The 12,728-nt window shown below is 68.3% G+C and carries 8 protein-coding genes; 2 read left to right on the plus strand and 6 right to left on the minus strand.

All coding sequences use genetic code 11. The features are described from left to right. Positions 1-17 precede the first annotated feature (17 nt). Positions 18-554, plus strand: coding sequence for a DUF3237 domain-containing protein (locus ABIC78_RS09390; RefSeq protein ID WP_354489201.1), 537 nt, complete (start codon positions 18-20; stop codon positions 552-554). Here the strand turns inward: ABIC78_RS09390 and ABIC78_RS09395 are convergent, their stop codons facing one another. From ABIC78_RS09395 to ABIC78_RS09420, 6 genes are all read right to left on the minus strand, one after another. Beyond that, positions 555-2,282, minus strand: a complete 1,728-nt coding sequence (locus ABIC78_RS09395) for a tannase/feruloyl esterase family alpha/beta hydrolase (protein WP_354489203.1) — start codon at positions 2,280-2,282, stop codon at positions 555-557. It lies immediately after the preceding gene. Between the two features lie 94 nt (positions 2,283-2,376). Beyond that, a complete protein-coding gene (locus tag ABIC78_RS09400; protein WP_354489205.1) occupies positions 2,377-4,236 on the minus strand; it encodes an aspartyl protease family protein in 1,860 nt (619 codons plus the stop codon). A 143-nt stretch (positions 4,237-4,379) separates the two neighbouring features. Further along, positions 4,380-4,916, minus strand: coding sequence for a hypothetical protein (locus ABIC78_RS09405; RefSeq protein ID WP_354489207.1), 537 nt, complete (start codon positions 4,914-4,916; stop codon positions 4,380-4,382). A 147-nt stretch (positions 4,917-5,063) separates the two neighbouring features. Further along, entirely contained in the window at positions 5,064-8,102 is a 3,039-nt protein-coding gene (locus ABIC78_RS09410; protein ID WP_354489209.1) for a TonB-dependent receptor domain-containing protein, read from the minus strand. Beyond that, positions 8,083-9,033, minus strand: a complete 951-nt coding sequence (locus ABIC78_RS09415; protein WP_354489211.1) for a FecR family protein — start codon at positions 9,031-9,033, stop codon at positions 8,083-8,085. The genes ABIC78_RS09410 and ABIC78_RS09415 overlap by 20 nt, the downstream gene beginning before the upstream one ends. Beyond that, on the minus strand, positions 9,030-9,635 hold the full coding sequence (locus tag ABIC78_RS09420; RefSeq protein ID WP_062784214.1) for an RNA polymerase sigma factor: 606 nt from the start codon (positions 9,633-9,635) through the stop codon (positions 9,030-9,032). Before ABIC78_RS09420 ends, ABIC78_RS09415 begins: the two co-directional genes overlap by 4 nt. A 220-nt stretch (positions 9,636-9,855) precedes the next feature. Between ABIC78_RS09420 and ABIC78_RS09425 the strand changes: the two genes are divergently transcribed. Further along, complete coding sequence (locus ABIC78_RS09425; RefSeq protein WP_354489213.1) at positions 9,856-12,678, plus strand: TonB-dependent receptor; 2,823 nt, start codon at positions 9,856-9,858, stop codon at positions 12,676-12,678. Positions 12,679-12,728: the final 50 nt, after the last annotated feature.

The following is a 12,728-nucleotide window of genomic DNA, read 5'->3' on the forward strand; positions in this document are numbered from 1 at the left end:
GAAAGGCCCACCACCCGATGTTCGCAGCCCTGTTACCACGCCTTGCCGCCCCGGCGCTGGCCCTTCTCGCCGCCCCTGTCGCTGCGCTGCCCGCCGTGGCCCATGCCGATGCGCCCATGGCACCGCCCCCCGTGCTGGAGCCAGCATTCCGCGCCCATGTTCTGTTGGGCGAAAGCCTTGACGTGGGCCAGACGCCGCGCGGCGGGCGCAGCCTGGTGCGCATCACCGGGGGCACGGTCGATGGGCCCATGCTGCACGGCGTGGTGCTGCCTGGCGGGTGGGACTGGCAGTTGCACGGCGCGGGCGGCTGCATCGAACTGCATGCCGACTATATGCTCAAGGCCGCCGACGGGGCCGTGATCAACGTGGTCAACCATGCCAAGGCCTGCCCCGGCCCCCACGGCGAAAAGCCGCAGATGGTGGGCATGCCGATGTTCGAGGCGCCGCTCGGCCCGCAAGGCTGGCTCAATAGCGGCGCCTATGTCGCCACGGTCACCGGCGGCAATGACCCGGCCCACCCGGCTGTCGACATCGCCGTCTACAAAGTGCGCTGATCAGCGGCGGGCGGTCTTGGGTGGCATGGCGCAGGCCGTCACGCCGCCCTTGGTCTTGGCCACCAGCGGATAGCGGCACAGCGGCCGCTCCCGCCCGGGCCAGGGCGTGGCTGGGCCGGCCTTGGCCGCCAGCGCTTCGGGCGCCTTACCCTGCTCCACCCAATCGACCAGCGCGCGCAACGCGTCATAGCGATCGGTGGCCGGGCCACCGGCGCAATGCGCCATGCCCGGCACCGGAAACACCCGGGCATAGCCGGCCGCACGCCCGCCACTGTGGCGATCGAGCGCGCGCCACCAGCCCAGCGTATCGTTGAGCGAAAAGACCGGATCTGAGCCGCCGTGCGGCACGATCAGGCGGCCGCCGCGCGCCTGGAAGCGATCGAGATCGGGCACATGCGCGCCCACGTCCTGCCAGGCAGAGCGCGGCCAGCCCGGCGCGGTGGCGGTCACCGCCGCGGCATCGCGCGCCGGATCAAACGCCAGCTGCGCCGCCAGGATGGCATCGGGGGCCAGCGGCACATTGCCCGGCGGCGTGGCAAACAGCACCACGCGCGATGGCCCGCCCAGCACGACATTGAGCGCCGGCACGCGCCCATCCGGGCTGCCGGTCATCCAGATACGCCAGCCTGGATCGAACCAGCCGGCATCCCAGCCAAAGCCGGGATAGATCTGCCGCCCGGCGCCATCGCGCACCCCGTCGTGGATCTGCTCCAGCGCGGTGACCTGGGCCGGGCTCAGGCCGGCGGCGCGCAATTGCGGCACGACCAGCGCGCTGGTGCAGCGCGCGCCATCGGCGACGATACCATCCTTGGCGCCGTCCAGCCCGTCGCACGCGGCCAGGATCGCCTGGCGTACGCGCGTGCCGTCTTCCACCGAAAAGGCGCGGGCAAGGTTCGCCACGCTGGGCGCGTCGCCGCGCGCGGCCAGCACGCCGCCCATCGCCTTGGTATTCCACGCCTCTGCCAGAGCGGCGCGCGGCAGGGCAAAGCCGGGAGCAGCAGCGACGATGCCGTTGTAGAGATCGGGCTCCTGCTGGGCCAGGACCATGCCTTCCTGCCCGCCCTTGGAACAGCCATAGAAATAGCTGAAGCGCGGATTGCGCCCGTAATAGGCCGCAACCAGCGCCTTGGCCGCCAGAGTCACCGGGCGCAGCGAAGCGCCGCCGTAATCGGCGCGCGACTGGGGATCATGGGCAAAGGCCACCATGCCGCCGCGCGCGGGATCGGTATTGGTGGCATTGTCATGCCCTGAATCCTGCGCCAGCACGGCAAAACCCTGGGCAAGCGCCGGTGCCTGGTCCATGCTGACCTTGCCGATCGCATCGCCCACCGTGCCGTTGGTGCCGCCCCCGCCCTGCATCAGGAAGCGCCCGTTCCAATCGCTCGGCAGGCGCAGGCGGAAGCGGATGGCATAGGCCTGGCCATCCACGCCACGGCGTTCGTGCATCACGCCTTCGACCTCGCAATGAGCGGGCAGCACGGCCTGGGTGGGCGGCGCGTCGGGCTGGCCCACCAGCGGCACGGCATAGCCGGCCGGGCGCCAGGTTGCCGCAACGATCCGCGTGCCGGCCTCGGGCCAGGCAACATGGCCTGCCTGCGTCAGGGCGGCGCAGCTATCACTGCCCACCGGCGCCGGCGCAGCCGCGGCGGCATGGGCCAGCGGGGTGAACGCGAAAACCGACATGCCGGCCAGCAAGCCGCCAAGACAACGCAGGGACACGCGCATCATTACCTCTTCCCGCCCGATCGGGGCCTTGTCATATCGTAATGACACATAGCAGTTGATCGGGCCTTTGCAACGCAGTGGCCGCGCCTGTGGCGTCTTATTCGTCCTCTTCCTCTGCCTCGTCCGCGTCACCCGCAGGCGGCTTGGCCGGCGCGGCATGCGGCGCTGGCGGGGCGATCAGGCCATAGGCCCTGTAGCGCCGGTCGATGCGCGGCGCGATGGCGCGGGCGGCGGCCAGATCGGCCGCCCCGCCGGTGGCATCGCCGCTGGCATCGCGTGCCAACCCGCGCACGAACAGCGCGGCGGCCAGGCGCGGGTTGCTTGCCAACGCAGTTGTTTCGTCAGCAATCGCGGCGGCATAGGCCTTGCGCCGGTATTGCACCAGGGCGCGCGTATCGAGCATGGCCGGCTGCGGCCCGGCCTTCTTGATCGCAAGATCGCAATCCTTGAGCGCGCGATCGAGATCGGCATTGGCCAAGGCGCGGTTCCAGCTGCGCGCGTTGAGCAGGCTGGGATAGACCGAATCGTCGCGGTGCAGCGCCACTACTGCATCGATCAGCGCCAGCCCGCGATCGGCCGCGCCCAGCCGCTCATAGAGATTGACCACCTGCATCACGTCGAGCGAGCCGGGCGGCAGATGCGCCGCCGCCGCATCGGTATCGGCGCGCGCGCCGGCGCGGTCCCCGGTGGCCAGCCGCAATTGTGCGCGCCGCGTCAGCAGGCGGTGATCGGTGGGGCGGATCGCCAGCCCGGCATCGAGATCCTGGCGCGCCAGGTCCAGCTTGCCGCTGCGCAGATAGGCATTGGCGCGATGCTCCAGCAGATCGGCCCGCGTCGGCGCCAGGCGCAGCGCCTCGGAAAAATCGGCTACCGCGCCGGCGGTATCGCCGCGATCCATCCGGCCAGAAGCGCGCCCGGCAAATTCGTCCGCCGTCTTGGGATCGGCCGTGGTTTCGGCCTTGCCCATGTTTTCCGCACGGGTTGCGAGCCGCCCGATTTCGCCATCGGTCGTCGCGGAAAAGATCGGCCCGCCATTGTACGTCACGAACATCAGCCTTTGCGCGCGCGACACGATAATGTGGTGCGACAGCAGAAAGTCGACGCCCAGGATCATGTCGGTCGAGCGATCATCGTCGGCATCGTCGATCACCCGGATCGGGCTGTTGCGGATTTCCTCGCCCCCGATCGAGATGGTTTTGGTGCGCACGATCCAGCTTTCCCGCCGCTTCATGCCGATGCCGCCCATGCGCATCGAATTGACCACATCGGGCGCCGACATATCTATGCCAGCGCGCTCGGCCGCCCGGCGGCCCAGCAGAGTGGTGGGCGCCCCGGTATCGAGCAGGGCGCGCATCGACTGCCCGTTGATCATCACTTCGACGATGATGTGATAATCATGCTCGTCGGTCGGGCGAAACACGCGCGCCTCGCCCACCGACATGCCCTTGCCCCAATAGGCCAGGCTGATCCCGTCGCAGCCGCGCTCCTGGAACAGGTTGACCACGCCCTTGGCAAGATCGAACTCGGTGGTCTGCACGCCCAGCAGGTTGGCGCCGAGAAAGCCGTTGCCGGCATCGCTACCGCCCACCAGGAACTGCACGTTGTGCAGCGTGACGCCCACGATTCCGAAATCACGCACTTGCGCCAGTTCGGGCGTCACCGTGCCGCCGATCCCGGTCATGTAAAACCCCATCGGCAGCGGCTCGGTCCGCAGGCCCAATTCCACCGCGCGGGCCTTGGGCATAAAGTTGAAGAACGCCCCGCTATCGAGCCAGACGCGGGTTTCCTTGCCGTTGACAGTTACCGGCACGCTGGCGCGGGTGTTTTCCATCACCACCGGCAGCTTGGCGATCAGGCCCACCTTGCACTTGTTCGCGCCCTCAGCATGGGCAGCGGGCGCGCCCAGGCCAGACACGGCAACCCATAGCCCTAAGCTGGTCAACAACACCCGATTCATGGTGGCATGCCCCTTGTCCAAGCGACACGCCGTTTGATCACGAATCCCGGCAAGCGGCCAGAGGCAAATAGCGCCGAATCAACCGTTTTTCGGGTTGCATCGAAGCGAGCCCGGCCCGCCCCGGGGCAGGCCGGGCCACCGCATTATGCCCCCGGGGCAGCCGCCTTGGTCGCCGCATCCAGTTCGGCTGCGGTCATCGAGATGAACAGGCCATCCGCACCCAGGCCAAACGCCGTCTTGGGCAAAGCGACCGAACCGGCGCTGCGCGCCACGATCACCTGGTCGCCCTTCACTTCCTTGATCGTGCCGATCGCGCCGCCGGCCTTGCCTTTCACCGGTGCACCGGCAACCATTGCCGCTTCGACCGCAGCGCTTGCCTTCTGGTTGGCAGCGGCCACCTGTTCGTCGATCTGGGCCTTGGTCATGGCGATGATCGGACCCTTGGGCCCAGTGCCGATGGCGCTCTTGGGCAACGTGGCCTTGTTGGTCCCGGTATCGACCACCACGGCATCACCGGTCATGCTCACGATCTTGCCCACTTCGCCGCCCTGCGGATCGAAGATGGTGCCACCCACGGCCACGGTTGCCGCAGCGTTCGCCGCCGGTGCGGTCTGGGCCTGGGCCAGCGCCGGAACACTGGTCATCGCCGCTGCTGCCACCAGGAAATGGAAAACCTTCACGTGTCGAACTCCCATCTTGCCATAGACTTAGCGCTCGACCGGAAAAACCCGGCCTGGTTTCGCAACCGGCCATCACCCGATGTGGTTCCCAAGATTGTGTCGACAATCTTTTTCCTGAAAAGAAAACGGACGCAAATTCGCGTCGTTTCAGAAGCCCGCCGACCAGGTCAAGAGCAGTTGCCGCCCGCCCAGGATCGTCTGCGGCACGGCGTCGCTATAGCGGCCGATCGTGGCGCGATAGGCGGTATCATCCAGCGCGTTGCGCAGTGCCAGGCGCAGCGTCTGCCGGCCCCAGTGCCGCGCCATGGCCAGGTCCACCTGCCGCGACGGGCGCACCCAGGTATCGAGCGCGCTGCCCGATAGCGGCGCGGTGCCGGCAAAGGTCGGCACTTCGATCCCGTATTCCTGGATATAGGCGCCGGTCAGCCGGCAGGCGGCATCGGCAGACCAGCGGCCGTCATCATAGTGCAGGCGCAGCAAGAGGTTGCTGGCGGGGGCATATTGCGTGCGCTCCACCCGGTCGAGCGCGGGATTATTGAGGTGCACCGCGCTGTGCAGCAGGGTGAGATCGGCCGCCAAGGCCAGATGGCGCAGCACACCGGAAACCAGGTCCAGCGGCACGGCCATGCTCGCCTCCAGCCCCAGGATCGTCGCGGTGCCGCCGTTTTCCGGGCGGATCAGGCGGATCGCGCGGTATTCCATCACGCTGGCCGGATTGTTGAGATCGTTGCCGGTATCATTGAGATAGCGCGCCAGGTGCTTGGCAAAGCCGCCCAGCGCCAGGTGCAGCCCGCCCGGCCCCTGCCAGGCCACGCCCAGATCGGCATTGGTGCCGCGCACCGATTTGAGATCGGGGTTGGACAGCTGGATTTCGGTCACCCCCTGGCTGTCGCGCGTGGCGCTGCCACCGCCGGTAAGCTGATAGGGCGATGGCCGCGTCAGGCTGGTCCACAGCGCTGCATCGAACGTCCATTGCCGATCGGGCCGCCAGTGCAGCGTGGCGCTGGGCAAGAGCGCGGCATAGTGGGCCGACAGGTGGTTCCAGCCATAGGCCACGCCATCGGCCGGCACGCCATCGTTGCCCGCCAGCCAATAGCGCCCGCTCACGCCAGACCATTCGCCGCGCAGGCCCAGCGACAGGTCAAGCGCGCCCTCCCCCGCATCGTCATCCCCGCCCAGGTGCCGCGTCACCATGGCATAAGCGGCCAGGCGGTCTTCGTGCAGAGCATAGGCATTGGCGTTGCTGTCATCGATCGTGCGCGGCTGCACGCTGGCCCGGCCGATCGCACGCAGCAGCGCGGCATCGGCGATGGTCGGGATGGCATAGTCATAGACCCCGCGCAGCACCGGCCCGATCTGCCCATCGACCAGCCCGCTGTTGCCCAGCGTGGTGCCGGCGGGCAGCGTATCGGCATAGAGGAAATGCGCGGTCTCCCGGCTGCGCCATGATCGCAGCGCCAGGCCGCCAATCTCGGCCTGCCAGCCCGGCGCGGGGCTGGCCTGCACGCGCCAGTCCCCGCCCAGGCGGTGGTCCTGGCTCGTCTCGCTTTCGCGCTCCCCCTGGTTGTGCACCGGAAAGGCGAGTGGATTGGCGACCAGCGCGGCATCGGCCGGGGCGAGCTTGAGCACGGGAAAGCCGCGCACATCCGCCACGTTGACCCCGCCGGAAAGCCGCGTGGTATCCGCGTCCCAGAACGAAATCTCGATATGGTCGGGCCGGTCGGTGCGGCCCAGCGCGGCAAACACGCGGGCCTGCGCCTTGGTCGCGCCAGCGTCCCACGCCAGCGCCGCCTGGGCCATGCCCAGCCGGTCGCGCTCGGGATTGGTTTCGAACCAATAGTGCGCATCGGCGCGAATGCTCTGGGTGCGCAGCAGGCCATCGGCGGTGGCGGTCTGGGCAAAGAAACCGGCGGCGCGGCCGCCCTGCACGCTCACCTGGTAGACATCCTGCGCAATCGCGCGGCTTGCCCACATCGCACTCGCCGTCAGCGTCAGCCGGTCGCTCGCCCGCCACCCCAGCGACAGGAACGCGGTCTCTTCGTGCGCGGTGCCGCGCGTCACTTGCGCGTTGACCGAGGCGAGCAGCAGATTGGCCGCCGGGTCCAGCCCCGGCGCGCTGTTGCCCTGCGCATCGGTCAGGGCATAGGCCAGGTTGCCAGATTGATAGGTCTGCTCCACGCTGGCGAAATGGCGCCGGCTCAGCGCCGCGCTGGCCACGAGCGCCAGCCGCCCATCGGGCGATTGCCAGCCGAACCCGGCATTGGCGCCCCAGGTGCCGGCATTCTGGCCAAAGCGCCAGGCCTGGTCATCGGCCCCCGCGGTCAGGCCCAGGCGCAGGCCCTGCGCGCGCGGCGCGAACGGCGCCAGGTGATCGATATCGAGCGTGCCGGCAATCGCTTCCCCCGCCAGCCGGGCATCGAGCACGCGGTGCACCTGCAGGCCCAGATCGGGCGCCAGGGCCATCAGCCCCAGTTGCGTGCCCCGGCTATAGGGCAGGCTTTGCGGTATCTCGATGCCGTCGATCCGCGTTTCGACATAGGCACCGGGCAGCCCGCGCATCGCCACGAAATCGCCCGTGGCGCGGCCCGCGTGGTCCACCCGGCCCATCGCCCCTTCCAGCGAGGTCGCCAGCGTGATGATGCCGGGCAGGCGGCCCAGCGCCTCGGCGATGGTGCGATCGGGCAAGCGGCGGATCTGCGCGCTGGCCAGGGCATCGGGCGTGTCTTCGGCCGCGCCGTCGCGCCAGACCCGCGCCGCCAGCGAGGCTTCCACCACGATGGCGGTGCGATCCTCGATCATGGGCGGGGGCAGCGGTGCCACGGCCTGGCGGCGCGGTGCTGCGCGCAGGGACGCGGGCGGGCGCCGCCGCGGGGCAAGCCGCACGGCGCCGCCGGCCAGCCGCGTGGCCACCAGGCCATTGCTGCGCGCCAGGATGGACAAGGCCTGGTCAAACGTGGCGGCGCGCACGGGTGGCGCTTGCGCCCCGGCCACGTCGGCAGCGGCAAACAGGATGTTGCGCCCGGCCTGCCGCGCCAGCGCCAGCAAGGCCTGGCCCAGCGGCATGGCCGGCAGCACGATGCGCGTGGGCGCGTCGACGGGCTGCGCCGTCGCGGCCATGGCCGGAACGGGCGCGGGCACAAGGCACGCCGCGCCCAGCAAAGCGGCGCTAGCGGCGGAAAACCTCATACCCACGCTCGGTTCGGCGCCACGCCACAGGGTAGAGCGCGCCAACGGCATCGAGGAACTGCGCCACGTCGCCAAGGCGATAGGTGCCATAGACGCGCAGATCGCCCATCGCGGGATCGCGCAGTTCGATCGGCACGCCGCTCAATTGCGAGAACCGCGCCATCACCGCCGCCAACGGCAGATCCTGCGCCACCAGCCGCCCGTCGCGCCAGGCCAGCGCAGCATCGGCATCGATCGCAGCGATCGTGGCAGTATCGCCGGCCAGCGACACCTGCTGCCCGGGATGGGGCGTGGCGATCAAGGCGCCGCTGTGGCTGTCTTCGATATCGATCGCCCCGCGCGCCAGGATCACCGCCGTCTGCCCGGCGCGCCGCGCCACGGAAAACAGCGTGCCGCGATCGACCACGCGCACGTCGCCGGCCGTCACCGCAAACGGGCGTCGCTCGTGCTTCACGTCAAACGTGCCTTCGCCATCAAGCGCAACCGACCGGCCCAGCAGGGTGGCGCGCATCGTCACCGCGCTGCCCGGCGTCAGCCACACCTGGCTGCCATCGGCCAGGGCAAAGCTGGCCATGCGATCAGCCGGCGCTGCCAGATGCTGCTCGTGCACGGTCAAGGTCCAGGCGGCCACGGCAGCCAGCGCGGCGCAGGCCGCGCCCAGCAGTGGCCCCGCCATGCGCCAGCGCCCCGCACCGCGCGCGGCGGCGGGTTCAGCCAGGCGCGCGCGCGGGCGCAGGCCACGCCCTGCCGCGGCACGCGGCGCCTCGCGCCAGGCGCGCTCGACCAGGTCCATCGCCGCGACATGCTCGGGCCGCTCGCGCAACCAGGCGCGAAAGGCCCGGCGGTCTTCCTCGCTGCCATTGCGGGCGCGTTCCATCCAGCGCGCGGCCTCGGCCAGGATCGGGCTGTCGTGCAGGTTGGGCGCCGTCATCGCGCGGCTCTCCCGCCGCTGCCCCTGCCGCTACCCTCGCCCAGCGCCAGGCGCCCGGCCATGCGCGCCAGCGTGCGCTCCACATGGTGCGAAACCGCCTTGGGCGTGATGCCCAGCCGTTGCGCGGCTTCCTTGTGGCTCAACCCTTCCACCCGCACCAGCAGGAACGCATCGCGCGCCACTGGCCCGATCGCCTCGAGCGCATCGCCCAGCAGCGCCAGCTCCTGGCGGCCAGAGGCAATGCGTTCGGGCGCCAGGGCGCCATCGTCGACGATATGCTCGTCCAGCGTGGTATGGTGTTCGGACAAGCGGGCAGCCTTCCTGCGGTAACGGTCGATCAACAGGTTTGACGCAACCCGGCGCAGAAATCCCCGAATATTGGCAACAGGATCGGCTTCCGGCGTCGAAAGCACGCGCAGATAGACGTCCTGGACCATGTCGTCCAGGTCCTGCCCATCGCTCATGCGCCGTTTGAGATAGGCGCGCAGCGCGGCCATCTCGCCGGCACTGGTGGCCGCCTCCAGCTCTTCGGCACGGCACGATGCCGCCCCCTGCGGCAGCTCTGGTGGCGGCGCATGACTATCCCCGTCGATGCTCCGCATGGTCGACCCCGTTCTTGCCATCATTGCCCCCCGGCGGCACCCGGCCAAAACGCGCGGGATTGATCCCCTGGGGCACATGGCCGGGCGCCCTAGGCGGCAGGTGTGACAGCGCCGTGACAATCGCGCCATCAAATTTTTTCGGGGAATCGTGGGGCGGCGCTGCGTCCTTTCCAGCAGACCTGCCCGCCGTGGCTGGTCGTGTTTCCTAAAGGGGGAAAACATGCCCGTTTCGTATCTGCGCCCGGCCCTGCTCGCCAGCGCGCTGCACACCATGATCGTTCCCGCGCTGGCGCAACAGGCGCCGCTGCCCGCGCCCGATGCCACCGCCGATTCCGCTGGCGATTCCGCGGCCCCGGCCGATGCCGAACGCGCCATCGTGGTGATCGGCACGCGCAAGCAGGCCGCCGATATCCAGTTCCAATCCTCGCACCCGATCTCGGTTCTGTCGGAAGAAGACCTGCGCCACACCGCCGTGCACAACGTGGCCGAGGCGCTGGGCCTGCTGCCCGGCGTCAACGTGGTCAACACCGGCTCGTCGTTCATCGGCGGCGTCGATGGCGCCTCGCGCGGGGAAGGCATGTATGTCGCCATCCGTGGCCTCAATTCCGAATACAACGTCAACCTGATCAATGGCGTCAACGTCGCCCAGGGCCAGCCCTACAGCCGCGGCGTGCAGCTGACCCTGCTGCCGCCCACGGGCCTCAACACGATCGTGCTCAACAAGGCCTCGCGCGCCGACATGGATGGCGATGCCATCGGCGGCACGGTGGACTTCCGCACGCCTTCGGCGTTCGACTATTCCGATCGCCTGCACGGCAGCGTGACGGCCTCGTGCCGCCTCGAAACCCGCGCGCGCACCTATGGCGACAGCGGCCTGGGCGGCGGCCTGGCGGCGGAAATCTCGTCGCGCTTTGGCCCGGGCCACACCATGGGCATCTACGTCAGCGGCTATTACGACAAGCGCACCTACACCAACAGCGAGATCCGCGGCGCGCAATCGGCGCACGACGATGGCAGCTGGGGCTATCTCAACGCGTCGGACAGCAAGGGCACCAGCTATCCCGGCCTCGATCCGCAGCGCAATGCCGCGCTCACCGGCTTTGACGCCGGCGTATCGAGCGGCAAGACCCGCCGCTTTGGCGGCAATGCCTCGCTCGACTGGCGCCCTGACGATACCACCCGCGTCTATCTGCGCGGCACTTATGCCAAGGCGCTGACCGAGCAGGATTCCACCCTGGCGCAGTTCAATGGCGGCACCAAGGCGTGGATTCTCTCGCCCGGCACCGATCGCTATGTCCTGACCGTGCCTTCGGTTTCGGTGCGCAACTACTTTGAAACCAACCCCGAAACCGCGATCCTGGCGACGGCCGCGTTCGGCGGGGAAAAGCAGCTTGGCGACTGGAAGATCGCGCCCGAGGTGTTCTACAGCGAAGGCCACAACAACCGCCCCAATCATATCGAGGCGTCGGCCCGCATCAACCAGTCCGACAAGTACACCAGCGGATCGAAGATCCCGCTCGGTGGCCAGTCGGTCGGCTATTCCGACAACTATCCGGTCGCGCTCTATAACCAGGCGATCTTCAACGCGTTCGACAATTCGGCCAGCGTCCTGCCCGCCCGCCGCGCCGGCCAGTTGACCGAGCAGTTCAGCGGCCAGCGCAAGTGGGGCGGACGCCTCGATATCAGCCGCGATTTCACCGATGGCGGCCTGCTGCAGAGCATCGCCTTTGGCGCCAAGCTGCAAAGCAGCAAGCGCAACGTGACCAGCCGCGACTGGACGACCGACTATGTCGCCAACTATGTCGGCCACGCCGTCACCTGGGGGCAGCTGGGCCTGACCAACGGCACGTATGCCCACACCTATCCGGGCCTTTATGACTGGTCGCTGCCACGCTTCAACAAGACGGCGCTGTTCAATCTGTTCAACAAGTACCAGTTCGCCAACGAAGCCGATGGATCGAGCTACAACAGCTTCGACACCTGCGGTTCGCTCTATGTGAACAACTTCAACTGCGGCACGCTGTCGGGCCGTGAAACCGTGGCGGCGGCCTATGCCACGGCCACGCTCAAGGCCGGCAATCTGGAAATCATTCCGGGCCTGCGCTTTGAACACACCACGATCTACAACACCTATTGGGTCATGGCCTATAGCGGCGGCGTGGAACAGCCCGGCGCCTTTGCCAGCAACCGCACCACCTACAACGAACTGCTGCCCAGCCTGTTTGCCAACTGGCGGCCCAGCAGCACGCTGGTGGCGCGTGGCGACGTGTGGTTCTCCTATACCCGCCCGCCGTTCTTCCAGCTTGGCGGCAGCTCCACCGCGCGCACCGGTGACGATGGCAAGACCACGATCGTGCAAGGCAACCCCAACCTCAAGCCGATCCGCGCGATCAACGTCGACAGCTCGGTCGAATGGAACTTCGCTCCCTCGGGCCACGTCATGCTGGGCGGCTATTACAAGCGGCTGACCAACTATCTCTATGACAGCGGCACCACCCTGCTCAACACCGCCACCAACGACGGCACCAACCAGACGTTCATCACCCGTCCGCTCAACGGCGGCAGCGGCAATGTCTATGGCCTGGAATTCCAGGTGCAGAAAACCTTTGTCGAACTGCCCGGCGCGCTGCGTGGCTTCGGCATCGGTGCCAACCTCACCCGGCAGTGGACCAAGGTGGACATCGGCAACGGCGTGATGCGCAATATCCAGAACGCCCCTGATGTGATGGGCCAGGCGCGGGTGTTCTATGCGCTCGGCGGCTTCTCGATCGACGCCATCTACAACTACACCGGCGCCTATCTGGAATCCTACAACTACCTCGGCCAGCCCACGGGTTGGGACGATCGCTGGGTGCGCCCGGTCAAGCGGGTTGACCTGCACGCCGGCTATGACTTCGGCAATGGCCTCAAGGCCGATGTCTCGGTGGCCAACCTGTTCAACAACTACACCTACTGGGCCCACATCGGGCGCCACTCGCTGGCCATTTCCGACATCGTCAATTCCGGCACCACGGCTCTGGCCAGCATCAAGTACTCGTTCTGATCGCCTGATCCCTCTGGCGATCGCAAACTGGGGCGGCGGCGCGTTTATCG

Source organism: Novosphingobium sp. 1529 (assembly GCF_040544855.1).
Lineage (GTDB): Bacteria > Pseudomonadota > Alphaproteobacteria > Sphingomonadales > Sphingomonadaceae > Novosphingobium > Novosphingobium capsulatum.

Excerpts from the sequence above, each read along its gene's own strand:
- ABIC78_RS09415 (WP_354489211.1), bottom strand. The coding sequence starts at position 9,033 with ATGACGGCGCCCAACCTGCACGACAGCCCGATCCTGGCCGAGGCCGCG.
- ABIC78_RS09395 (WP_354489203.1), bottom strand. The coding sequence starts at position 2,282 with ATGATGCGCGTGTCCCTGCGTTGTCTTGGCGGCTTGCTGGCCGGCATG.
- ABIC78_RS09390 (WP_354489201.1), top strand. The coding sequence starts at position 18 with ATGTTCGCAGCCCTGTTACCACGCCTTGCCGCCCCGGCGCTGGCCCTT.
- ABIC78_RS09425 (WP_354489213.1), top strand. The coding sequence starts at position 9,856 with ATGCCCGTTTCGTATCTGCGCCCGGCCCTGCTCGCCAGCGCGCTGCAC.
- ABIC78_RS09420 (WP_062784214.1), bottom strand. The coding sequence starts at position 9,635 with ATGCGGAGCATCGACGGGGATAGTCATGCGCCGCCACCAGAGCTGCCG.
- ABIC78_RS09410 (WP_354489209.1), bottom strand. The coding sequence starts at position 8,102 with ATGAGGTTTTCCGCCGCTAGCGCCGCTTTGCTGGGCGCGGCGTGCCTT.
- ABIC78_RS09400 (WP_354489205.1), bottom strand. The coding sequence starts at position 4,236 with ATGAATCGGGTGTTGTTGACCAGCTTAGGGCTATGGGTTGCCGTGTCT.